The 25,291-nt window shown below is 34.5% G+C and carries 21 protein-coding genes and 1 other annotated feature; of the genes, 5 read left to right on the forward strand and 16 right to left on the reverse strand.

Annotation, left to right across the window (positions count from 1 at the left end; genetic code table 11):
• Nucleotides 1-280: 280 nt before the first annotated feature.
• The 9 genes from AB1282_RS24070 to AB1282_RS24110 form a co-directional block, all read right to left on the reverse strand.
• Nucleotides 281-3,397, reverse strand: a complete 3,117-nt coding sequence (locus tag AB1282_RS24070) for an Ig-like domain-containing protein (protein ID WP_429900803.1) — start codon at nt 3,395-3,397, stop codon at nt 281-283.
• A gap of 408 nt (nt 3,398-3,805) precedes the next feature.
• Nucleotides 3,806-5,044: an MFS transporter gene (locus tag AB1282_RS24075; RefSeq protein ID WP_429900805.1), complete on the reverse strand. Its 1,239-nt coding sequence runs from the start codon at nt 5,042-5,044 to the stop codon at nt 3,806-3,808.
• A gap of 66 nt (nt 5,045-5,110) precedes the next feature.
• Nucleotides 5,111-5,361, reverse strand: a binding site (T-box leader).
• 139 nt (nt 5,362-5,500) lie between these two features.
• Nucleotides 5,501-5,776 (reverse strand): hypothetical protein, encoded by a 276-nt coding sequence (locus AB1282_RS24080; RefSeq protein ID WP_429900807.1) that lies wholly within the window; start codon nt 5,774-5,776, stop codon nt 5,501-5,503.
• Nucleotides 5,777-5,916: 140 nt separating this feature from the next.
• On the reverse strand, nt 5,917-6,432 hold the full coding sequence (locus AB1282_RS24085; protein WP_390312398.1) for a hypothetical protein: 516 nt from the start codon (nt 6,430-6,432) through the stop codon (nt 5,917-5,919).
• Between the two features lie 646 nt (nt 6,433-7,078).
• Nucleotides 7,079-7,981: a PfkB family carbohydrate kinase gene (locus AB1282_RS24090; RefSeq protein WP_429900808.1), complete on the reverse strand. Its 903-nt coding sequence runs from the start codon at nt 7,979-7,981 to the stop codon at nt 7,079-7,081.
• A 15-nt stretch (nt 7,982-7,996) separates the two neighbouring features.
• Complete coding sequence (locus AB1282_RS24095; RefSeq protein ID WP_429900809.1) at nt 7,997-9,145, reverse strand: hypothetical protein; 1,149 nt, start codon at nt 9,143-9,145, stop codon at nt 7,997-7,999.
• 19 nt (nt 9,146-9,164) lie between these two features.
• Nucleotides 9,165-10,511 carry an amino acid permease gene (locus AB1282_RS24100; RefSeq protein ID WP_429900810.1) on the reverse strand — a complete coding sequence of 449 codons (1,347 nt, stop codon included), beginning with the start codon at nt 10,509-10,511 and terminating at the stop codon, nt 9,165-9,167.
• A gap of 254 nt (nt 10,512-10,765) precedes the next feature.
• Nucleotides 10,766-11,497, reverse strand: a complete 732-nt coding sequence (locus AB1282_RS24105; protein WP_429900812.1) for a GntR family transcriptional regulator — start codon at nt 11,495-11,497, stop codon at nt 10,766-10,768.
• Nucleotides 11,498-11,604: 107 nt separating this feature from the next.
• Nucleotides 11,605-12,354: a BtpA/SgcQ family protein gene (locus AB1282_RS24110; RefSeq protein WP_429900814.1), complete on the reverse strand. Its 750-nt coding sequence runs from the start codon at nt 12,352-12,354 to the stop codon at nt 11,605-11,607.
• A 356-nt stretch (nt 12,355-12,710) separates the two neighbouring features.
• On the opposite strand from AB1282_RS24110, the gene AB1282_RS24115 reads away from it, so the two are divergent.
• Both AB1282_RS24115 and AB1282_RS24120 read left to right on the forward strand, forming a co-directional pair.
• A complete protein-coding gene (locus AB1282_RS24115) occupies nt 12,711-13,670 on the forward strand; it encodes a carbohydrate kinase family protein (RefSeq protein WP_429900816.1) in 960 nt (319 codons plus the stop codon).
• A gap of 22 nt (nt 13,671-13,692) precedes the next feature.
• Entirely contained in the window at nt 13,693-14,175 is a 483-nt protein-coding gene (locus AB1282_RS24120; protein ID WP_429900818.1) for an ureidoglycolate lyase, read from the forward strand.
• 210 nt (nt 14,176-14,385) lie between these two features.
• Here AB1282_RS24120 and AB1282_RS24125 read toward each other — a convergent pair whose 3' ends face one another.
• From AB1282_RS24125 to AB1282_RS24135, 3 genes are all read right to left on the reverse strand, one after another.
• A complete protein-coding gene (locus tag AB1282_RS24125; RefSeq protein ID WP_429900820.1) occupies nt 14,386-14,856 on the reverse strand; it encodes an NUDIX domain-containing protein in 471 nt (156 codons plus the stop codon).
• 112 nt (nt 14,857-14,968) lie between these two features.
• Nucleotides 14,969-15,430 carry a GNAT family N-acetyltransferase gene (locus AB1282_RS24130; RefSeq protein WP_056474319.1) on the reverse strand — a complete coding sequence of 154 codons (462 nt, stop codon included), beginning with the start codon at nt 15,428-15,430 and terminating at the stop codon, nt 14,969-14,971.
• A 333-nt stretch (nt 15,431-15,763) separates the two neighbouring features.
• Nucleotides 15,764-16,570 (reverse strand): protein phosphatase 2C domain-containing protein, encoded by an 807-nt coding sequence (locus tag AB1282_RS24135; protein ID WP_429900822.1) that lies wholly within the window; start codon nt 16,568-16,570, stop codon nt 15,764-15,766.
• Nucleotides 16,571-16,834: 264 nt separating this feature from the next.
• Here AB1282_RS24135 and AB1282_RS24140 point away from each other — a divergent pair, with 264 nt between their 5' ends.
• The 3 genes from AB1282_RS24140 to AB1282_RS24150 all read left to right on the forward strand — a co-directional run bounded on the left by AB1282_RS24140 (nt 16,835) and on the right by AB1282_RS24150 (nt 19,567).
• Entirely contained in the window at nt 16,835-17,947 is a 1,113-nt protein-coding gene (locus AB1282_RS24140) for a zinc dependent phospholipase C family protein (RefSeq protein WP_429900824.1), read from the forward strand.
• A gap of 116 nt (nt 17,948-18,063) precedes the next feature.
• Nucleotides 18,064-18,693, forward strand: a complete 630-nt coding sequence (locus tag AB1282_RS24145) for a hypothetical protein (RefSeq protein WP_429900826.1) — start codon at nt 18,064-18,066, stop codon at nt 18,691-18,693.
• Nucleotides 18,694-19,024: 331 nt separating this feature from the next.
• Complete coding sequence (locus tag AB1282_RS24150) at nt 19,025-19,567, forward strand: DUF1003 domain-containing protein (RefSeq protein WP_056474329.1); 543 nt, start codon at nt 19,025-19,027, stop codon at nt 19,565-19,567.
• A 463-nt stretch (nt 19,568-20,030) separates the two neighbouring features.
• Here the strand turns inward: AB1282_RS24150 and AB1282_RS24155 are convergent, their stop codons facing one another.
• The 4 genes from AB1282_RS24155 to AB1282_RS24170 are packed head-to-tail and all read right to left on the reverse strand — an operon-like array spanning nt 20,031 to nt 24,693.
• The gene (locus AB1282_RS24155; RefSeq protein WP_056474334.1) at nt 20,031-21,611 is read right to left on the reverse strand and encodes a hydantoinase/oxoprolinase N-terminal domain-containing protein; all 1,581 of its coding nucleotides are present in this window, start codon (nt 21,609-21,611) and stop codon (nt 20,031-20,033) included.
• Nucleotides 21,611-22,705 (reverse strand): DUF917 domain-containing protein, encoded by a 1,095-nt coding sequence (locus AB1282_RS24160; RefSeq protein ID WP_056474338.1) that lies wholly within the window; start codon nt 22,703-22,705, stop codon nt 21,611-21,613. The genes AB1282_RS24155 and AB1282_RS24160 overlap by 1 nt, the downstream gene beginning before the upstream one ends.
• 29 nt (nt 22,706-22,734) lie before the next feature.
• Nucleotides 22,735-24,054 (reverse strand): purine-cytosine permease family protein, encoded by a 1,320-nt coding sequence (locus AB1282_RS24165; protein WP_390312384.1) that lies wholly within the window; start codon nt 24,052-24,054, stop codon nt 22,735-22,737.
• Nucleotides 24,055-24,099: 45 nt separating this feature from the next.
• Entirely contained in the window at nt 24,100-24,693 is a 594-nt protein-coding gene (locus AB1282_RS24170; protein WP_056474343.1) for a TetR/AcrR family transcriptional regulator, read from the reverse strand.
• Nucleotides 24,694-25,291 lie beyond the last annotated feature (598 nt).

Consider the following 25,291-nt stretch of genomic DNA (forward strand, 5'->3'; position numbering starts at 1 on the left):
TATTCATTCTAGCATGAAAAAGTAGTACAATTCAAAAACCTATCATCTGTGTGCGGCAGAGTAGGGGGAATTTAGACTCCCAAACTGTTTGAACAATCCTGCCATTTACTTCATCTACTTAAACCAACCATGAATTTTCTTAATCGTAATAAAGAGTAATTTAACAACCTATTTATTTCTTCTATTATCTTGGTAATAAAAGGATACTAGTCAACAAGAACAATTGTAGGTATAAACGCCAGTAATCATCCAATTCCCTAAATGATTACTGGCCTTTTTACTATTTTAAAACTGTTAATACTCTAGTAGCACTTACAAATCCTTTGGAATCTTTTGTATTTACATTTAACTTTGTTCCCGCTCGCTGTTTTGGAATATATACTTTGTAGTTTCCTGATACATTTGCTTTTGCTGTGTATGTTTTTGTCCCAATTTTGACAGTTACAATAGCATACTTCTCGGTTTTCCCTGTTACTGTTGTAGAATAGTATTTTACTGTATTTACAATTGGTATGTTCGGAGCTACTCTTACAACCTTAATACTTCTTGCTGCACTTATTTTTCCAGAACTGTCTTTTGCTGTAATTGATATACTTATTCCGGAATTTTGAATTGGAATGCCTACTTTATAATTCCCATATTTATCCGCTTTTGCACTATATACTTTCCCAGAGATTGTTACACCCACTGTTGCATTTACTTCTGTTTTACCAGTAACTGTGTTCGTTTTATTATTGACTGTATTGGCTAATGGGATATTTGGAGCTATTCTTACAACTTTAGTACTTCTTGCTGCACTTACTTTACCAGAACTGTCTTGTGCTGTAATAGATATACTTATTCCAGTATTCTGAATTGGTATAGTAACTTTATAATTTCCATACTGATCCGCTTTTGCACTGAATATTTTCCCTGAGAGTGCTACTACTACTGTTGCATATGCGTCGGTTTTTCCCGATACAATGTTCGTTTTATTATTGACTGTATTTACAGTTGGGATGTTGGGAGCCACTTTAACGACTTTAATAAATTTAGCAGAACTTACATTTCCGACACTATCCTTTGCTTCGACTGAAATTGTTGTTCCAGCGTTTTGGATTGGGATGGTTACTTTGTAATTTCCATAGCCATCTGCTTTTGCACTGTATTCTTTACCACCTATCATCAACCTTAAAGTTGCATTTGCTTCAGCTTTCCCCGATATTTCTGTCGATTTATTTGTAACAGTGTTTACCTGAGGTGGTTCAGGAGGATTTATATCATCAACTAGAATCCTATTTTCATTTATATTTCCCGAAGAATCTATTGCTTGAAACAAAAGTAGTGAATTGTTATTTAAATAACCTCTAGTTAATACAAAAATTCCTTGAGAGTCAGATTTAACTTCTTCTTTTAAAACTCCGTTAATAAAATACCTTACAAATAAATTCGGTTCTGTTTTCCCCGTAATGTATTTAGCATAAATAGTTTCAGGTTTTATAAATATCTCTGGTGGAGTAAGATCTTTAACAATTGTTAGTTTGATATCTGAATTTCCTGAAGCATCTGTTGAAGTTATTTTCAATGTTGTTCCAGCTTTTTGCATTGGGATTGAAACACTAAAATAACCGGATTTATCAGCAATTCCAGTACCAATTACTTTATCATTAGCGATTACCTCTATATTAGCAACTGGGTCTGTTGAATTTACTGATACTGTACCTCTGACTTGTTCTTCATTGTCACCGACTTCAATAATATTCAATATAGTTGGAGCCTTTGCATCTTTTACAATTAGCCTAACAGGTTGGCTAGTCATTCCATTTTTTACTGCGAATAATGTAAACTCAGTACCCTGTTTTTGTAAGTCAATATCAAACACAAAACTCCCTACACTATTAGCAGTAACCGATTTCACTTTTATTTCATCTTTATATAATTCGATAACTGCATTTGGATCAGCAGTTCCGGTAATTTGAAAGGATAAATTTGTTACCGTATTTACAATAGGAACTGCAGTAATTGGTGGATCCGTTACTTTGATTATAAGGGGTTCACTTATATTACCCGCATTATCTTTCACAGTAAATTCTAATTCGTCATCCACTGCTAGGTCGCTGACATCTATCTGGAAGGTACCACCTGCGTATACTATTCCTGTTTTGTAGAGAAGACCATTTTTCTTAAGTAAAATACTTGTCCCCTTCTCTGCCCTCCCCTTTACTTGGGTAGAATTTGTATAAACAGGTACATCTAAGATAGGAGTATCTGGAGGTGTTACATCTCTAACTACCATTAAAACTTGCGAGTAATTTCCTGCTTTATCAATTGCAGTAACTTGAATATATTCTGAAATTCGAGGAATGGGATTGAAATTATATTCGAAAATTCCTGATTCATCCGTATTTCCTTCCCCAATAAAACTTCCACCTTGATACTCTATTTTTATTTTTATACCAGGTTCAGAAAGCACATGAAGTTCACTTGTTGCATCATTTATGCCTCTTAGAGGTAGAAGATAAGGTTTTTTATTGTCTAAAACTTTTTGAATAATCGGCTCGCTACTGTTTCCTTGATCATCAAATGCATGTATAAATATTTCATCATCTTTACCAAGATTTGAATTGGAAACCGTAAATTGCTCGTCACTGTGTTCGTTTGGCTCGATGATGTAAATAATTTCATAATTTTTTCTAATTACTATTGTCGTGTTAGCTTCCGTTTTAAAGGAAATATCTTTTTGTTGCTCAAAAATAGGTTTTACTTCAATTTGTATCGATTTTTGTGTTGATTCTTCTTTAACAGTAAAATGAGTACTCTCACTTATCTCATTATGCTTAGATGCTGCAACAGAAAATGTAGTACCAACTTCTTGTTTTTCAATAGGAATCGTAAAACTTCCATCTTGATTAGCAATTCCTTCTGCATAAATCTGATTGTCTCTCCATACCTTAACTACCGCTTTCGGTTCAGAATATCCTGTAATTGACTCCGAATGTTCGTTTAGTGGTTTAACATAGGGTATGGATGGCGGTTTTTCTTCATTTTTATCTAGTAAAATAGATGGCTCATTTACTACTTGATAACCGTTGTTCCTATATACAATTAACATTTGTACAGTAGATCCATTCGGCTGATTTCCAATATCAAGCTTGAATTCACCTGTAACTGAATTAAAAGCAGCAAAAAACTGTATTTTCGTTCCTTTTGGTGTTGTCACATTTCCGATCAGTTTTTCTATTTTTTGCGGATCTTTTACGTATCCCTTGATATATTTATTTGTATATTCAGTAATATTAATATTCTCTACGGAAAGTTCTTCAGAAAAAGCCTTCATTGGATGGAAGAGCATAGATGTAGAAGTGAACAATAAAATTAACACTATCATGACAACTGAATATTTCTTCATTTTAATCATTTTTAATACTAACACTCCTTTTGGATGTTATATTCATATATGGTTTTTAATTTTTAAGGAATTTAATCTATTAATAATAATTTTTTTATAGTTTAGTAGAATCCATTTAAGTAGAAAAACCTCCTTAGTAATTTTTTAGAAGAGTTCCATCTTCTTCATTCTGTATACCCCTTAAAATGTATAACCTTCATTAAAACCTTCACTATTAAAAACATTCAAATATACTATTTTTAATGTAACATTTTTAGTGAGAATTTACTTAATTTAAATTAAGTTATTTTAATAATCATTTAACCGAATTCTAATTTTCACCAATAAAAAAAGCTGTTTCTAAACAGCTAATCTTCAACTATCGCACTGCATTAGTTGAAATAAAACGAAATTTTTTTTTACTAAATTCTAAAAACTTTATTTATATCCAATACTTCTGAAATAGTTTTCGCTTGAAGGTCGGATCATAAATACACTTAAAAATAACGCTAAAAATAACATAATAAAACTACCAGCGATTACAGACATTTTAATCGATACAAAGTGAGTAGAAAATCCGATTAGTATAGTTGAAACGATCACTAATATTGCTTCAACAAAACCATAGATACTACCAACTCTTCCCATTATTTTGACATCTACGTTGGATTGGTAAAATGTATCAAATCCCGTATTTGCAAAAGACAACGCAAATGATAATAAGAAAAATCCGTACCCACCCATTGTAAAAGAATTAGAAAATGAATATACGATATATCCTAATGATAAAAAAATTGTCCCAATCCCCATAAGCCAAGAAGGATGTAGTCTTTTTGCAAAAATTGTATTAATAATTGCGCCTATACCAATTCCTGCACCAGCAATACTTACAAGAACACCATATTCTGTATTGCTTAAATGAAGTACGCTCTTTGAAAACACTGCTTCTAAAGAATCAACAGCAGCCGTTAAAACTAATATACTATTAAACAAAAAATAAATTCTCATAACGTAACTTGATTTACGGCTGAATAGTAAAACCTCAGTAAAATCTTTCTTAATTAGTTTGAGTGAGAGCTTCTCATATTTTACATTTCGTATTGTTACCTTATCCAAATTAGGCAAACACGCTGTAACAATTCCTGAAATGATAAACGAGATCGCATTAATATTAATCGCGAACATAGGTGTGCCAATCATAAAAAGTAGACCTGCAATCGCTGGTCCAGTTAGGAATCCTCCAGATTGAACTAAACTTCGCAAAGCATTGAAGCGAATCCTCTGATTTACTGGAATTAATTTAGTTATATAAGTTGTTGATGTTGGATAAAACATTGAACTTCCCATATTGACGAAAAATACGATGACAAAGATTAGAAAGACGGAAGATATACTTGGTATTAGGAATATTAATAATCCCCTCAAAACATCTAAAGTTACCATTAAATTCCTTTTGTTAAATCGGTCAATTAAACTACCCGCCCATAGGTTCGTAAGTATCGTTGCTATTGGTTTCAAGACATAAAGAGTCGATACAGCCAAAACAGATTTCGTCATATCAAAAATAATTAAATTTAGTGCGATTAAATAAATCCAATCCCCAATATTTGAGACGCCTATTCCAATTAGTAAAAGCAAAGGTTTTTTCCAAGTAATATACATCCTATTTTTTTTCATTTTACCCCTCCAAATAAATATATTTAAATTGCACAAATAAAAAAACTCGCCCTCCAAGACCGTAGTCTTGGGGACGAGTTTACCTATCGTGTCGTGGTGCCACCCCAGTTTGTTAATATGTCATCACATTAACCTCATTAAGTACATTTCAAACATACTCATACTCTATAACAGGAGTGCCTGTCATACCATCGCCACTATTGGTTCCGATATGAAACTCAGAGTCTTGCTTCAATAGATCAATCATACTCCTTTTCAGCAACTGGAGCTCTCTAAGATGAATGAATTCTATTTACTCTTCTCTTCAAAGTCTTTTAATTTATTTTTATAATATTATAACTTTTCCGTCTTATTTGTCTACTGTTTTTTATTTATTCATTTTTGCACTATACTGCCATTTAGATCATGTTGTTAAACAATTACATCCCATAGTTACATATCAGTTATTACAATTTTTTAATTTTTAATCCAAGTTAGCATACGTACGATCAGAAAAGGTTCAAACCAAGTAATCAATAAAAATATGATAAAAAACGACGATACTGCAAAAAATTTAGTGTTTCCTCTTTCTCTTTTTGAAATTGCTATAAAGCTACATATCGCCCCAAATAATAACAATAAAAAACCAATTAAAGCAATAAGTTCGTTGAAGCCTAGAACCACATAAATTATTCCAAACAAAACCAATCCCATGATTAATAATATTAGTGAAATTTTACTGAAATTTTTCATCGATTCACCTCTTTTTATAATTATTATTTTATATGTTAGCTACTTAATATATTAACATATATTTCCACTTTCTTATTTTCCTTGTTCAACTAAAACATGCGTTAGTTAAATTTCAAAGACTTACCTAAGGAGACACAACTCTACTTTTCATAATTCAAGAGTTCTTTCAATTCTTTTGAAAGTTCTTTGTTCAACATGGCATAACTTTGTTTATTATTGTCTCCAATTAATACAGCTTTGTTGATATCACTCTGGAACCATATTCCATACTCATAGAGCCTTTCAGGCATGTTTTTATCTTCTTCATAGAATAATGTTGCTTTAATGTCTGCTAATCGTTTTCTTTTTACTGCTACGTTTTCTACCCATTTAATTTTACTGAAAATACGCTCTATTTTTTCAAGTTTCTTTTTATTTGTTACTATTTCTATATCCGAATATGTTCCATTTGTGCTCATTTGTATGTATTCAATTCTAGTTAAATTCTTATGTTTGTTACTACACCCCAATACAGTGCATACGAGTAAAATTAATATAAAACCTACTAAACACCATTTCCTAATAATATCCCTCCTGACTCTCATCTCGATTAAATCATAAATTTCGATTTTGGAATTTGAAAATTGGTTAGATGGTGTGTAGATAATATTCTGCAATACATCATCTCTACGATATTCGAAATACTCATATCAAATTCCTTCCTCTCAATCTGTCAAAATCATGTTTCACGTTGCCTAAACTTCAATTCCTTATGCAACTAAACTGCCATTTTGTTGAATTAGAAAAAGCCACCTCAATTGGCAGCTGCTATTCAATGCATGCGTTAGTTCAATAAGAATTTTCATTTTAACTGATTCTTTTTTTTCCAAGAATTTAATAAGGGTTTCGTGCATTTCTTTCATTTTTTCGATTATAAACCAGTCTATTTTACCATTATATCTCCAAAAAATATTTTTTAATTGGAGTTAATGTCTCAATCTAACTTGCCCTTGTTTATAAATGCTGAGGTAGATGTTAATCTTCCTCTCCCTTTAATGTTGTTATTTAGATAATTGTAATGTATCAGACCTCCAGATTTCATAATGATTGCCCTATTTGAGCTTCGTTGAGACTTCCTTGAATAGAAAAAGCATGTAGCGAATTTTTCTACATGCTTTTTCCATTTATTAAATATTTTCATTATATTATCATACGGTTCTCCGTAACGCATCTAAATGAGGTTTTCTAGTTTAATAGTGTAGTTATTCTCTATCTATTTTTTATCCTGCATGCATTACCAGTTACATGTCCAAATTTATTCATCTACTTTTCTAGCAACCTCATAGCTTCGGCCCTTGTTTCACTGGTGATAACAGGATATGGCCCAAACTGCAATAAGTTATATGCCGCTGCAATATTTGCCATAGCCGCAACTTTTTTTGGTGCATAGCCTTCACAATACGCATAAAGTGCAGCAGCAGTAGAACAGTTACCACATCCAGTAGCATCAACAACATCTCCAACAGTGATACTTGGAGCAAAATATGCCTGACCATCCGAAATCATGTACGAACCTCTACTACCAACTCTGAAAAAACATGGAACGCCAAAGGAAATAATTGCCTCAATCGTTGATTTTTCATCCTTTGTCTCAAATAACCTCATCGCCTCTGGCAAATTAATCGAGTACAGCCCAGCCTTGATAATCGTCTTTAAGACTTTTTCATTCCTATGCTTTTGCATCGCTGCAGAAGTAGGGATTTCCCACATGATCTTCGCGTTACAATTCATGTGAATCAAATGCAAGTTATCCCATAGAGGGTCCACTTCGGACGCTTCAATATAGATCCCTCTCGTTTCACTACCGCAATGAATGGCAATCTGCTCGGCAGTTCTTATATCTATCTCTGAGATTTTTTTTTCAATATCCTCGCTATAAATGGAGACCTCATCATGAAGTCCTTCATCCCCATATATAAGGTTCGTATATTCTGTATAGGGAAGATTATAATTGAGACCTTCATAGGAACAATGATTTGCATCCATCCAATCCCCATAATACTTCGAGAAATCTTCGCCTACATTTGATACATAGAGACAGTCGTCACTCCATATTTTTACCCCTTCCAGACAAAATATGGCTCCACCAATTTGCCCCTTGCTTATGCTGCCATCTGCAAATTGGATATCATTCACAATCGTGGGACCAACAATAATATATTTCATACACGGATCATCTCCTTATTTTAGGCTAAGTCGATCCAACTGCCTTATTAATGCTGCAGCCTGGTCAGTATTGTTTTTGAGTTCATGTAAAATGACCAAATCCGAATTTACAGCACGAATCTTGAGAATCATCTCTTTTATCGCTTTAGGGCTCAATATACCATCCCCCAATGGTATATGGGAATCATAGCAGGTGAGTACGATATTAACACCATAATCCTCCTGCTCTACCCAACTATCAAGAGCAACGATTTCGTCATAATATTGTCCGACCAACTTACCATTACGGAAAAACTCAATCGTTTTTAACGCACAGTCTGAAAGCTGTATACAACCAACACGATCGACCAACTCTGGGTCCATAATATTGTGCTCCAACCACTTCTGGGCAAATACCTGCGGCTCGTTGCCATAACGCTGTTGCAATTCAAACATTTGGGTGCTAATTTCACTTTCTGGCAGGAAGAATCGGGCACAATTTTGAGTCTCGTCAAAGCCAAGCGCATGTAACAAGTGATTAATATCCCAACCAATCTTGACTTTTTGGAGAGGATCGTAAAGCTGACAATACATTAACTTGTAGTCCTCTGCGGTCTGCAAACCATGCTCCAATCCCCACCCAGCATTTTCCACTTCAATCATTGGAGAATCTTCATTAATAAGATTCTGATTAATCAGATAATTTAAAAATTGCTGAATCATATATATCATCGCTTGACGAATATCTTCCTTGGAAATTGTGAACTCCCATTTCCCATCAATTGGCGCGTAATCGATTAGATGAAACGTATACGCCTGTGCTTTTAGCTCTGTGGCAATCTGATACTCATCTGCCCATCTTTTATACATATGATCACCTGTTAGGTCACCATAATAATTCACGACATCTTCCCAGCCTCCAAATCTCTCAACCAGTTCTTGAAAATTATTCTTTGTAAGAAAGCTGGTTGGATACGCCCAGTAAGAACAATGCACTCTTTTTACATGTAAAGTACGAAGTTTATCCAAGATTACTAGTTTCTCATCATTCAAATCTTGATCTCTTGAAAGCACGTCGTCCATAAAAACTTCCATACCATCAAGCCCAAATTCCGCACAGAATTCATCCATCTTATCATGTTGGTGTTCATCAAAAAGCTCCGCCTTGAAAGTTGAAAACTGCATCAGATTATCATCCTTTCAGTTATATTTTAATAGATTCTCCCTCTTTAATTTCTTCTTTTTTGTTTCGTTTCTCCCAAAAATAGAAGACAGGAAGGCCCGTAACAACAACGATGATAGCTGTAATAACACTTGGAATTGCTGCCCACATTAACGTGGAAACTACCAATATCAAACTAGATGCAATCGAAATAACAGCCATAAATTTCCAAGCTGGTGCTTTCCACAATGGGTTATAATCTGGCTTTTTTCGGTGCACGAAAATCGAAGCAAATGTAAGCGTATTCTTTAATAACAATACAAAGGTGAAATATCCAAGCAATTCAGTAATATTGGATAAGAAAATAAGAACAATAGCTAACATACACTGCGCCATTATAGAGAAATATGGAGTACCATATTTTTTGTGCACTTTACCAAAGTTTTTAAAGAAAAGTCCGTCTTTTGCCATTGCATATTCCAAGCGCGGTTGGAACATAACGGTTCCTGACAAAGCAGCTAGAATAACAATAATACCTGATATGGCTATAAACGTACCTGAGATATTTCCAATCAACGGAATTGCCGCACCAGCGTCAGCAAGTGGTGTTTTCGAATTGACCAATTGGTTGAACGGTATTACACCTGTAACAACAAAAGTTAAGCCCACATATAGAAGAATAATAATGATAACCGAGCTGATCAACGCTCTAGGCATGGTCTTTTTCGGATTTTTGATTTCGCCCGTCATGTATGTGCATGCACCCATACCGTCAAATGACCAGCTTGTTGCCGAAATACCTGCAAGCAATGCCATCAAACCAACTGGAGCAGTAGCTACTGCTGGAGTCATGACCATGTCTCCTCTTACAAAAAATAACCCCATACCAATCAGCAAAACAAAAGGCAGAATCTTAATAAAAGTAACGATGGCCTGGAATTTACCGCCGCCTTCTACCGAACGGATATGGATCATCATAAAAAGTATAATGAAGGCAACTGCAATAAATTTAATAGCGAGGCCATTCATTGGAAAAAGGTAAGCAATGTACTGTACTCCTGCTAAGGATACGATCGCGAGTGCACTTGAATCATTAGCCCAAAATGATGCCCACCCTGTCAAAAATGCAAGCTTTCGCCAACCCGCCTGTTTAATAAACACATAGTTCCCGCCATTTTCCGGATAAGCCGTCGCTAATTCGGCTAAAATTAAATTCTGCGGAATCATGATTAATCCACCGATTAAAAATGCCAATACTGTATAGAGTGCAGAACCGGAGGCCCCTGCGACCTCACTAATTGAAATAAAGATTCCCGCACCAAGGGTTGTTCCTACTGACAGAGCAATCGTTGGGGCTAGTCCCAATTTTCTTTCCATATTATTTGCCATCTATTTACACTCCCCATTTAATGAAGTCAAAATATTTTATTTAGTTGTCAGTAAAACCACTTTATATAATTCAACAATTCGTTTGTACAGTAACTCTTATCATTCCATTTTTTCACATAACAAATAGACAACTAATTAGCCGTCATTTTTTTAAAAAAATGACAAACGCTAATTACTTATTTCATAATAAATCGTATTTGCTTAAAAAAAGCATGTCTAACACTTTGTAAATTGAGAATCAAGAGCTTATGCAATCAGTAAGAACGGATTGCATATTTATATCGATCTGTTCTAATATATTCTTCGTTATAGTACAGGAGATTGAGTTTTTCAGTGAAAATCGTCTGGCTAACTCTTAGCAAAGGGCTTCCAGTCTTATATTCAAGAAATTCCGCCTGCTCCTTTGTCGCGGATTTCACTTCGAAAATATCATTAAATTCCTTTGCAACAATCCCTGTCTGATTACGGATAATTTCTAAAATAGACTTGTTGTCTAAATCCATTTCCAGTAGAAAATCATACTCCGGTAAAAAATAATCTTCTTCTAGAATTGCAGGAAGATCATTGACCAAACGTAAGCGCCTGATATGAATAATCTTTGAACCTTCCTCTACGTTCAATGAATTAGCAATTTTTTTATTGGCATTCACATAAAGCTTTGAAATAATTTTGGTGCCTGGAACTACATCTGTTTGTTGCCAAGATGCAGTAAAACTTCCACCCACCCCAATACTTTCCACATATTCTGGCATCGATACAAAGGTTCCTTTACCATGACGCTTTACAAGAATATTATCTTCTACTAATTTATTCAATGCGCTTCGAACAGTCACTCGACTAATATTGTAGATTTCAATAAGTTGGGCTTCCGATGGGATGCGGTCGCCAGGTTTGTATTCGCCAGATGCAATTTTTTCTCGAATTGTATTATAAAGCTGCTGGTAAAGAGGTACCATATGATCAGCTTCTAGTGATTTAATATCCATGACCAATTAATGCTCCTTTATTTCTCAAGATCAAATCGAATTTCAGCTACCGATATACCCTACTAGCTGATAAACTAATCATCCCATATTTGATCTTCCCCCGTCAATTACCTACAATCTATTACAGAATCCATAAAAAATCGTACATGAGAAGCATCCATATCACCGTTGTCGGTATAGGTATCCTTGAAGTAACTACCCACGATTGCTCCATCAGCAAATTCCAATTGCTCTGTACTATTTTCTGGAGTCATTCCTGCTCCGATAATTAACGGAAAGTCCTTAATCATCCTTCTGAATTCCTTGATTTTGTCGATTGGAGTCTGCATGCCAGTCCCATCCCCTGTTACAACAATCGCATCACATCTTGTCATTCCGATTTCCAAATCTTCTTCAAGAGAACGTCCAGAATTGTAAGGCTGATACTTAAATCGCACACCACCCAAAATAAATGCTGATGATTCCTTCCGCCATGTTTTCATTTTCTCATGGAAAATTGCATCTTCTTCTGGTGTGAGGTGTCCTGCAACTGAGTCTAATTGGATGAATTTTGCCCCGTATTTATTAGCAAATTCAAACGCTAGATCATCATGATCAAGTACGTTAACACCATAGACGATATGGTTCTTTTCACGTTGAAGATAATCTAGTACTGTTGCAACATCCTCTACTGAGCCAAAATAGTTCTCCACTATAACTGCATTCACACCATTTTCAACTAATAAATTAATCTCTTTTTTTGCGATTTCCAGCATGTTACCTTCATTGCCGCCTTTAAGGTGTAACATTCCCATAATTGGCTTTTCGCTTCTAAATAAATCTATGAAATTTACTTTACCACTCATCTTACTCTCCATTCCGCTGGTTTCCGCAGTTAATTTATTATCTACGGTGGATCGTGAATACAATAATATCCCTTCAATTCTAAATACTATTCCCAATCCAAGTTCCTTCGCCAGCTGACTAATCATTATGATTGAAATTAAGAAGAAACCGATTGCAATAACAATCTTAAGTCACTTCCAATAATAGGAGCCCTATTATTGTGAATTTCTTGCCCTCCTTTCTTAATACATGTTAACACGTCTTAATCTAGCTGTCTATCAATTTTCGCACAATTTGCATTAACATATTTTAAGTCGTATTAACACGTTGTATAAGATGTATTAACATGATATACTTTACTCAAAATTTTAAAAAAGGAGCTCTCTGTATGGATCATCAAGGATACACATTTTTTATTGGAGATATAGCTTTGGATGAATATTATAGTGCTGCGTACTTTCCAAACCTTCGCGATAAAGTAATCGTTCATACACTACCCGCACAAATGGGTGGAATGATTGCCAATGCAGCAAGTGTCTATGCTAGTTATCTACAACCTACCAAATTTTTATCAGCCTTGAATAACGGTTTCATTTCACAACAACTTTGTGAGAATTTACGAGATGCTGGAATTGATACTACTTATATTATTCGAGATGATACTTTACCAGATTCTAAGACTATTATTATTCTAGCAGAAAACGAACATACGGTATTTATTCCTACCATGGGTATCCAACGTCTTGAGATTACTCCGGAAACATTAGAGGCAATCTGTAATGCGGAATATATCTATTCCAACTTTTGCGAATTGAAACCACTTTGCTGTGGTGATCTGGATGCAGCAAGTATCCTCTCCAAAGCAAAAGCTAACGGATCAAAAATATGGTGTGATCTTGATGTTGCCGATCTCCAGCCTGGAGAAGATCAGCTTTTTGCGTATGTCGACACTCTTTTTGTAAATGAAACTGGATTCAACAATCTAATGCGCAATAAAACCGAAGAAGAAACAAAACAATTTTTATTCCAAAAAGGGATTCAGATGATCGTTGTTACCTATGCGGAAAAGGGATGCCGAATATTTACTACACATAACGAATTTACTGTAAAAGGTATTAACGTGCCAATTACGGACGTTACCGGAGCTGGAGATACCTTCTGCAGTTCTTTCCTTTATGCCTATAGACGTACTGAAAACATTCAACTTTCAGCGGAATTTGCTAACTTTGCAGCTGCTCGTGCAGTCACCATTATGGGTGGCAGAGCCGGTGCTTGCGGAACGGAGGCTGTATTCCAATTCATAAAGGAACACAGTGAAGACTTTGCACGTTTCGGCAACCTTAAATAACAATTAGAAAGGTTGAGTCAAAATGAAACCGGTTGAAATTACTTCTATTAATTTTCAAGAGTTTGGAATCCTATACAATATGACATCTCCTTCCAAAGGAACTGGCTGGGTTAACCAAAGTTCCGGTGATGGGTGGGAGGACACCAATACTGCAATTCCTGTTATTGACTCTCTAGCTAGCCTCGGTTACACATTCGGCAGCAGGGTTTCTTTTACTGCCTATGAAATGGAACGCCACATGCATACACAAGAAGCATTATTTTGTCAAGACGAACCAATTGTGTTCTTGGTTGCTCCCGCTACCAATGAAAACGCTCCAAATGCAAAAGAAATTCTTCCTGTCCTGCTTCGTCCTGGACAAGTTGCCGTTCTTCATCGTGGAGTATGGCACAGCTCGGCGCACAGACTGACAAAACCTACCTATTATTATTGGATGGCTCTATGTTATAAGAATGAACCAACTGAATGGCAACCTATCAATGGTGGACCTATTCACGTCGAATAAATATTCAATGTGATGAATATTGTTTTTTAAACTTTTCAGTTAACCGGACAAATTGCTATATCCAATAATTTAAGCATTCAAGACAAATTAGATAAGCTGGCTAAGATATGTCAAAAAATAAATAACTTGGCCAGTTTATTTTGAAGCTGAGAGATTCGCTTCGTACGTGATATGACAATGTTTATTGTAAACTAGTTGCATAAGCAAAAGTTAGTTTCTGTTCGAATCATCAATTTCTATGTTTAATGTACTCTCCCACCACACATCTTTATTTCCATTTAAATAATTATACATTAATTCCCTGAATGGATAAGGTTGTAAATTCATTTCCTCCAAATCTGCACCATCACACCATAAGAACTCAAGGTTTGATTCATTAGACTCTAAATTTGAGTTATAATGAAACTCATTACATTTAACCTCGAACACTTGATTTATCTCACAATGAAGTATCCCTTTTTTCTCCCATTTGTGTTCCACTACTCCAAGAAAATTTCCGACTGTACAATATATACCTAATTCTTCTTTAATTTCTCTTATTAATGCATCTCTAGCACTTTCTCCAAATTCAACGTGACCACCTGGTAAAAAAGAGTTTGTAAATCCTTTAGCTTGTGCAAGCAAAACTTTATTATCTTTTAAAAAAATTCCTCTTACTAAATGGTGAAAAGTTTTTTGCAAAGTATTTTTCCTCCTAATTACAATTTTATATGTACATATTTTCTATAAAAACAATAGAATACCTAACATTTTCTTATTAAACTATCTTGCCATTATGTTGAATAAAAACGGTCTATAAAAACAATTCCATTTCACTATTTTTTTTAGTAAAACCCATTTTTTTATATAGTGGCCGCCCATCTTCTGAAGCGTGCAACCAAACTCGCTTAACTCCACATTTTTTACATTCATCAATACATAATTCAAGCAATCTTCTAGCTAATCCCTTGCCACGAAACTCAGTGGCTGTGTACATATTTAAAATATAAGCTTCAATCCCTTGCAAATTCTCTAAATAAGGTGGTCTTTTAAATAAGACCATCCCACTAATACTTACTGGTACCCCATTATGTTCTACCATAAAGGATATAAATTCATTTTTTGAAAGTGCAGTATTCAAATATTCCCTAGTTGAGGTTTCAATTAGATACTCTTCATCAAGAGAGTTTAATTCTCCCAATTCATTTAAAAGCTTCAATCGTAAACTTATTACTTGCTCAATATGTTCATGAGTTACTTTAATAAAATTGAACAATTAAACACTTCCTTTTTTCTGATTTTTTATATGTATACCCTTTTTACCTTTCATACTAGCAAGCTATAAGGCTTCATAACATCTAATATAAAAAACAAAGCAAAAACAATTAAAAATGTCGGAAACATTACTACTCTGTACTTTTTAATATCCATTAGATATCTCCTCGTCAACTAAATGAGAATTATCAATTATTATTCAATTCCTCATAGCCGTTTCGAATTCGTAAAAACTTCTATCACCTGTATACTAACATTAGTTTGAAAAGTATTACTTTTATATTTGTTACAATATTTATACATAAAAAAAAGATACCCAATATGGCATCTAAAATTAAAAGCGAATATATATCCCAGTCTTATCATCAGAATGAATCTTACTTTTCAACTCTTCCATTTCTAATCGTTTTGAATATTCCTCCAATCCAATCTCTTTGATTACTTTAAAAGAATGGATCAAATCAAACGTCGGATGAAATAATCCATCACTGATTAGTAAAATTGACTTTAAATTATTTGTATCAATAGATCCCAATTGAATGTAGTTTGCGACAACTTCAGTTCCATTTGCAACTGAATAACCATCAACTGTATTAGCCATACTTCGATTATAAATAAGTTGATGTTTAATAGACTGGTAGTATGATTCATCTGGTAAAATCATCCCTTGCTTCCGTTCCTTTTCTCGTCTCATTTTTGCCCTTGTACTTATATTCTTCACAGTATCTTTTGTCAATATTTGAATTTCTCCATTATGGTATTCTGCTAATATCATACAATCCCCAAGTTGAGCAAATGATACCTTTTGCTTATCAAATTTTATAATAGCAACACATGTTGACCACAGTTCCTCTGGACGATTTATGTCTATGTTATTTACCTTCATTTCTTTCATCAGTCTTCTATTTGCTAGAATAATTCCCTCTGATAGAGTCATATCAGCTCTAAAATAATTTTTAAAATACTTCCTAAATAAATTTGAAGCAATATATGCTCCATTCATGCCATCAGCATTCTTAAATGGAGTAATTGGTGTTGCTCCATCAAAAACCCCATATACATTTATTTCATTGTTTACTACCATTGCATCCTCAGACACTTTTTTTGAAAGAGACATTCTAGCACTAGCACTAATCTCCATATTTTTCTCACCACCAAACAAATGAATTTGCAGGTCTTTAAATTAATATGGAACACAAAAAGGATTATGTACTTTTTCTATATAAATCCTAAAAATTTGGCTCTTTTTAAAAAACTGTATAGAACTAAGTACTTCCATAACTGGTAAATAGTTTCCAAAATTTAACAAATTTTCACATAACTGAAACCTCTTGTTAACAAAAACTTATTATACTTAAACATTGTTGCTTGTAAGACAACAAAAATTCAAAAAAGAAGGTGTATCATGAAAAAACGTATTCAATCAAAAAAGCTATTATCATTAGTTGCTGGAAGTGTACTTGCAATCACTTCATTATTCAGCAATGATCACAAAGCATTCGCATGGTCTGACGAGGATGTTCACAATCAAGATCATAGTACACATCATTTTATCGTAAATGGCAGTGTCAAACTTATAGCCGATAATACGAATCCCGCAATAAACAAGCCTACCACATTGCTTAATCAGTTTCGTGATCGTTGGGAACAAGGCTTATACGATGCGGATCATATTAATCCTTTTTATGATACGGGCACATTTATGTCTCACTTTTATGATCCAGACACACAAACAAATTATACGGGGGCTTCTTATCCAACAGCTCGTCAATCAGGCGCGAAGTATTTTAATCTAGCATCGGATTACTATAAAAAAGGCGATTTTAACAATGCATTCTACTACTTAGGGGTATCTTTGCACTATTTTACAGATGTAACACAGCCTCTACATGCTTCAAATATTTCAAATCTAGATCATAACGCACCGGGCTATCATTCGAAGTTTGAAACTTATGCCGAAAGTATTCAAAATGAAATGACAGTACCAAATTCAGGTTTATATAATTGGATTTCTTCGACTGATCCTGAAGCATGGATTCATCAAGCTGCGGTACAAGCAAAATCCGTTTTACCTCAAGTTTGGAATGATACGATCATTAATTACTTCTGGCAAGCAGCTTACAGTAATTATTATTCTGCCATGTGGAAGAACGAGGTAAAAAATCCGACTCTTGTTCAGTTAAATCAAGCAGAACGAGAGACTGCTGGATTCATAGATTTGTTTTTTCGCGTAAATGGTGTAGACATGCCTGTGACTGTATATAAGGAAAATGCTTTTGGCGGTGCATCAGAAATACTAGGATCAGGTAATTATGATTACGATCAGCTTGTAAAAGGTATTGGCAATGATACGATTTCTTCTATTCATATTGCACCAGGTTATCAAGTCACTTTATATTCAGATTCAAATTATAAAGGAGCATCGATTGTTCTTACAGAAGATGTTAATGATTTAGGCAATTTTAATCATCAAATTTCAAGCTTAAAAATCGTGAAAATCTCAGCAATTTCTAAGTAATCAGAGGCAATGCAGGCTGAGAGTTATTATATGATGAGAAGACTTACATAAAAGACCCAAAAATGGATAATGATGGTATAATTTATGTACATCTAGAAGTTAATCACGGAGGCTTTATGAAAAAAATTTTATTTATTATCTTGTTATTTATCGGTGCTTTTTGTTTAGGTCTATATAATGCACCAACTTATGTATTTGGAATCTTTTATGTTGCAGTTCTTTTCTTATTTTTTTGGACGATGTTTTATCCATTTTATTTTTCAAAAAATCTATCACATATCGAACGTTTTCTAAGTAAGCAATCAAAAAAATCAATCCTTTATTTTCTTTATTCAATTACTAACCATATACACGATGAAATCGAACAGTCGTATCAATCTGTTATGAAGAAACGAATTAACCCTTCAAAAAAAGCTGTTTATCAAGTTGTATACGGCTTTTCAAATAAAGATTTGCCATTTATTAAGGAACGAATTGATTTCATTAAAGTACCTGAGTGGAATTCATACTACAAAACACTTCTATTTATTGAAGAAAATGAATTAGAAAAGGCAAAAGCAACAAAGGACTCAATGCGTTCAAAGAAATTCAAAAACGTACTTGAGTTCGAACTTTTACTTAAGGAAAACAAACGTGATGAAGCGAAAACATTATTATCTCGTTTGATTTCAAATTCAAGAGGCTATCATTATTACATATTATCTAAGCGATATGAAGAAACATTTAATACAAAAGAGAAAATATAATCTTGCTAAACGGGGCGGTATTTCCTTCCCTTCTATTTAAACAAAATTCCTTGTCGCAGACGCGGCTTTTTTTATGGAATAAAAAATTATTTAAAAATAGTATAGTCCTATCGGATAAGTCATCATATAATAGTAAAGGTATTATTTTTACAAAAAAAAGTGAGGTGGAACATTTTTATGGGTAGTCCCAGTATAGGTGAGTCGGATAATTTACCGACGACATCAGAGGAAGTCATACAATTGAATATCCGAGTTGGATTACATCATAAAAATGTAATCCAACTTTTATAAGCTTTTGAAGGCTTCCTCTAGAAAAGAGGAGGTTGGAAACATGGTGCACAACATTTGGAAGCAAATTAACTTTAAAAAACAAGTTGAGAAACCAAAAAAAATTCAAGGGTTTGATATTGATTTAAACCAAGAAAACTTATCACGTATCGACCGATTAGTGGATCGTTATGAGTCAGAAATACTGCAACATTTAGATAGTGATTACACCCAACGAACAAAATTTGCTGATAGAATAGCAGATAAAATCGCAGAATTTGGTGGTAGTTGGAAATTTATTATTTGGTTTAGTTGTACACTTGCTGTCTGGATGATATGGAATAGCTTATCTTTCACGAAAGCTTTTCATTTTGACTCTTCACCTTTTATCTTGTTGAACTTATGTCTATCTTTTATTGCAGCATTTCAAGCACCAGTCATTATGATGAGTCAAAATCGTCAAGCAGTAAGGGATAAACATGAATCCGTTATCGATTTTGCAATCAATTATAAAGCAGAACAAGATATTGGTGACATGCAAAGTCGACTAAACAATATAGAAAATCAATTAGCAGAGATTAGAGATTTACTTAAACAAAAGAATTAAAGATATTGATATAAAAGAATAATTATAGTGAGAATTCCCTTATAGAAGACAGTCAAAAGAAAAGATTGTTCTGTCCTATGGAGGGGATTTTTTTTATGGGGATAGTAATATCTTGGAGACACTTCTCGAGTAAAATTTCCAATCATTATAAAGATAATTGGCCGTTCTTCTAGAAAGAATTAGGACAATTTTACAGTTTACCATTAGAAATTAACTAGTAATGCCTAATTTTTTTGGAATAATACCCAAACTGGTATGAGTATTATTTTAACTTATTTGCTGTTTTAGAAATTTTAATTGCAGTTATGTTGATTTTATTTGCACGTATGAGCCTCTTATTTGCAGAACCACAATACTTATTTGCAGTACAAACCCTAGCGCTATCCGTACTTTTCACAATTTTTTTTCATCCAATATTGTCAACCTACAAAAAAGCACCCTCAAAAAGAAGGTGCCTTATTCTTTATACTAATTCATTAACCTCAACCTGTGCCAAATCCCCAGCTGCTTTCACACGTACACGAGTTGCATTACCTGGCAAGTAAGCCAATGGCACGTCCTCAATATCAACAATGACAAGATTATTTGGATCAGCACCTGCCTTGATTGCTTCTTGTTTCGCCTCATCCTTTGCTATTTCCAGTGCTTGATCACGAGTTAATTCTACTAATTTATAAATTCGTTCTACTTGACCACTTACCTGTGAAATAGCTGCGCCAATTGCGTTGGCTACACCTGAATGTTGCGGTCGAATGACTTCTGAAGCTCCATTTAAATTTTCAGGAAGAAGGATGCTTCCACCCCCAACTAGAATAACCGGCACATCTTCTGCACTTGTTTTCATCTTGTCGATTGCTTCTTCAACTAACTCAACCATTTTCACATAAACTTTATTTAATAGCTCCTTATCTAGATGAGCTACTTTTGATGCATCTCCTAGCTCGACTTTTCCAAGAGCAACTGCTACGTCTGTTGTAGTTAATGTATCTCCACCGAAAATTAAGCTTTTTTCTGGAAGGCGATACCCGACACTATCAGGTCCAACTGTGAATTCTCCATTATCCTTGATTCGAATAATCGTTCCTCCGCCAAGTCCGATTGAAATTAGGTCAGGCATACGGAAGTTTGTTCGCGCTCCGCCTATTTCGACTGCAAGAGAAGATTCACGTGGGAATGATTGAATTAAAACGCCAACATCTGATGTTGTACCACCTACGTCTACAACAATTGCATCTGAACTTTTAGTCAGATAAGATGCTCCACGTAGTGAGTTCGTCGGACCGCAAGCGATTGTAAAAATAGGATATTTCACGGCATATTCTACAGACATTAACGTACCATCATTTTGTCCGAAAAATACCTTTGCTTCTATCCCTTCGTTTTTTAGTGCATTAATGAATCCATCAGCCGCTGTTTTTGCAACATTTACAACTGTAGCATTGATAATCGTAGCATTCTCTCTTTCTAGTAATCCTACAGAACCGATTTCCGAAGATAATGAAATCGCAACATCTTCTCCAAGAACTTCCTTAATAATTTCACTTGCTCTTTCTTCATGCTCCTTCGAAACAGGTGAAAATACAGAAGTAATCGCTACCGAATCAACTTTCCCTTCGATTTCATGCGCAATTTGGTATAAATGTGCTTCATCTAAAGAAACAATCTCTCTACCATCGAATTCATGACCACCGCGTACTAGATAGACATATTTACCAAGTGCTTCACGAAGATCATCAGGGACACCAACTAGAGGTTTTACCGCTAAAGTAGCTGGAGCTCCAATCCGAATCGCTGCGATTTTATTTAATCTCTTTCTTTCAACGATTGCATTTGTACAATGTGTAGTTCCTAGCATCGCGTATTTTATTTGTTCTCTTGGTACATTCGCATCGCCGATAATTTTCTTTAATGCTGTATAAATACCTGTTGCAACATCTTCTGTTGTAGGTGATTTCGTTTCAGATACTACTTGATTATTTTCATCTAAAAGCACTGCATCAGTATGCGTTCCACCAACGTCAATGCCAATTCTATATGTACTCATTATAACGTCACTCCTTTTTTAACAAGTTCTTCTACTGGAATATAATCAACGTCGTAGCCAAAGTATTTTGGCCCTACTGTTTCAATTCCTTTTTCTGTTCTCCATTTTGGATGACAAGGAATTCCGACTACTACGCATCTTGCGCCATATCGAATACCTTCTGTTGTAATTGGAAGTCCTGTTTCTGCATCAAGTACAGCAATTAAATCAGGTGTGACACAAAGTAAACGCTGATCTGTTTGTGCTAGTAAGTGCTCATTTTGGAAACGAACTTCTAATGTTTCCCCTTTATATTCATTAATGCCCTCAAATGTTGCGATCCCTTTAGCAAATCCGCTTTCAGTTTTTCTGTTAATATCTGTTACTTTTCCACGGAATAGTTCAAAGCCTTTCGCACATTTTAATGCTTCTTTAACTGGATCTGCATTGTTTTCTTTTGCAAGTCTGATTGCTTTTCCTAACTCTTCTTCGAGTTGAAGAATATTACGGATTCCACTATCTTTTAAATTTTTTCCTGTCATCGGATAAATGGCAGTCATGACAGAACCACCCATTTCGATCGTTGCTGCACGAGCTATCCGTTCAGTCCAAAGATTGTTAATTGTTGATAGAACAGAATTATTCCCTTTCTCATCAGCAAGAACCATTGGTGTTGCTGAAATGCCGTCTAAGTAAAATGTAACCATTTGTAATTCTGGAAATGCTCTTCCCATGCCGTCTACATCAACAACAGGTAATCCTAGCTTTGCTGCAAGAGCAAGAGGGATCATCGAATTCAGACCACCAGCCTCGATTGGCATCGTTGCATAAATTTTCTTTCCTAAATAAGATTCAAGGTTTTGAAATGCACTAAACATCTCTTCACCACTTGGAACTTTTTCAAGCAATACAGTTGGAGCACCCATCATCGCTGATGGAACAATTAATGCATCATCCGGCACTTCATCTACATCTAATAAAGTGATTTCGCCATATTCTTCAATCGCTTGTAAAGCCATTAACTTACCTATGTATGGGTCTCCCCCGCCTCCTGTACCTAGTAAAGCAGCACCTACAGCAATATCTTCAATTTCCTGTTTCCCTATTTTTCTCATTTTTAGAATACCTCCAATATTCAGAAATCTTACGCGGTAATTTTTTCATCCACTACTCTTTTATTTTTAATTGCTTTTAAAATTAAAACACCGAAGTAATAAACAATTCCACTTAATACAAGTGAGTTAATTGATGGAATACCAAATTTTATAAAATAACCAGCTGCAAATCCTGCTGCCCATGCGATTAATGTCACTGGATTAATCTTTTCAGGTTCCGCCGGTAAAGTTCCCTTTTCCTTACTTTCATCCAACGCTTTTCGATATGTTTTTAACACAAAGTAATCAATGACCATAATTCCGGCAATCGGTGGAATCATGACGCCAAGGAAAACTAGAAAATCTACAAAACGGTCAAGAATACCAAGAATCGATAATAAAGATCCGATTAATCCAATTACAAGTGTTACAATTCCACGATTTACTTTCATTTTAAAAATTGTATCGATAATATTCGTAAATCCTAAAGAAGAAGAATATAAGTTCAAGTTATTGATTTTTACAGTAGAGAAAACAACAACTGCTGCACCAATCCAACCAGATGTTTGTAGCATAATACTCACAACATCATTTGTTTTTGCAGCATGTGACATCAATACAGCGATCATGCTAACTCCTAATTCACCCACTAAAGTACCTATTGTCGTCATCCAAAAAACATCTTTACCACTTCGAGCAAAGCGACTAAAGTCTGGTGTAATAACAGCACCGATCATAAATCCTCCGGCAACCATTGTTGCACCAACTCCAATTGAAAGTGACTGACCTGGAGGAGGCGTTCCTATTAAACTAATAATCGAGTGATCACTAAGAACTTTATAAACTCCAAATCCTACTACGATCAGAAAAGCAGGTACTGCAATTTTCGCTGTTAAGCTTAATAGTTTAAATCCAAAAATAACTAAAACAGTTACGCCTATTCCGGTAATCGCAGCAGCCACGGGAAGGATCAATTTACCATTAGTTGCCTCGACTAAACCATTTGCAAAAACTGAGTTCTGTACGCCAAACCAACCAATACAACAAATGGAAACAACAAAGCCGATAATACTGGAGCCATATCTACCAAATCCGGTCCAACGAGACAATAGACTAGTAGAAAGTCCTTCGCGTGCCCCGGCATAACCTAATAGAAAACTAACAATTTGCAGCAGAACACTTCCGAACATCGTCGCCCAAAACGCCTGCCAAAAAGTCATACCATATCCTAATGAAGCACCCAACATAAACTGAGATAATGTTGCTAAAGCACCAACACGCACAAGCATAATATCCCACATCGGTAATCGAGCCGATTGAGGAACCCTTGATAGTGAGTAATCATCTCCAATACTTGACTTATTTTCCATTAATCTGACCTCCCCATTATTTTTCACCAGTTAATAAACCTTTATTTATTGTGAAATTCCATTCCAAAACTGATTAAATGTTAAATCCAATCTTGTATATATTTCCTCTTCACTATGTCGATGCATTTGCCAAAACAGCCCGTCCATTATACATTGGAACGATATAGCTAATGCATGACAATCGGAATCCTTCATTTCTCCTTTCTCGATCCCAAGTCTAAAAATTTCAGAAAGAATTTTATACTCATCTAGCTCCATTGAACCAAATCGTTTCATAATATCATCTTTTAAAAACTCTGGTGGAGATGTCATCAGACGAACTAGAATTTTAGCTTTTAAACCCTCTTGATATTGAAAATCGATCGCTGATTTTAAAATAGAGTAGAGTTGAACTTTAGTAGATTGATTGCTTTTACACTGTGATTCTACGATTGATAAATGCCCATCCAAAGTTTCCTTATATACAGCTAGAAAAATATCATCCTTTCCCTCAAAAAAAGCATAAACAGAAGGTGCCTTAATCCCAACTTCATTAGCTATTTCTCTAAGTGTCATTCCAGAATATCCTTTTTTTGCAAATAACTTTGTTGCTGCTTCTTTAATACTTTCTTTTGTTGATTTTGTCGTTTTAGTTGTCATCGTTATACAGATCCCCCTAATAAAACCTACCTAACACTTGTTAGGTAAAGAGTTAAAAAAATAAGATTGCTAATTTACCTTACTTTTCACTCAATCATTTATATTTTCTATTATTTATTTCTTAAAATACCTAACTAATGTACGTTAGATAACAGCTAAAAAAATAAGGTAGCAACTCCTACCTAACACTTGTTAAGTAAAAGGGTAAAAAAATATGATTGCTCTTTTTTTAGCATGGTGCCTATCTTACAACGTCTACCTAACACTTGTTAGGTAAAGGGTAAAAAAAATATGATTGCTCTTTTTTTAGCATAGTGCCTTTCTTGTAAAGTCTACCTAACACTTGTTAGGTAAGGGGTAAAAAAAATATATTACCTAAACTTAATATTTTGGCACTTTCTTAATTCCCTCCATTCACTAAAAAAATATATTGTAGCTATATTACCACCACAAAACACAGAATACAATGATTTTTCAGAAAATATTTTAAATAATTTATGAAAACTCTCAGGTCATCATTTTCTAAAAAGATGATCGCTTTTTTCAAGGCACTAATTTGTCTATTTAGGAATTAATTGAACTACAATTTTTTGTAAAT

Origin of the sequence: Gottfriedia sp. S16(2024), from assembly GCF_050473765.1 — a bacterium.
Classification (GTDB): domain Bacteria; phylum Bacillota; class Bacilli; order Bacillales; family Bacillaceae_G; genus Gottfriedia.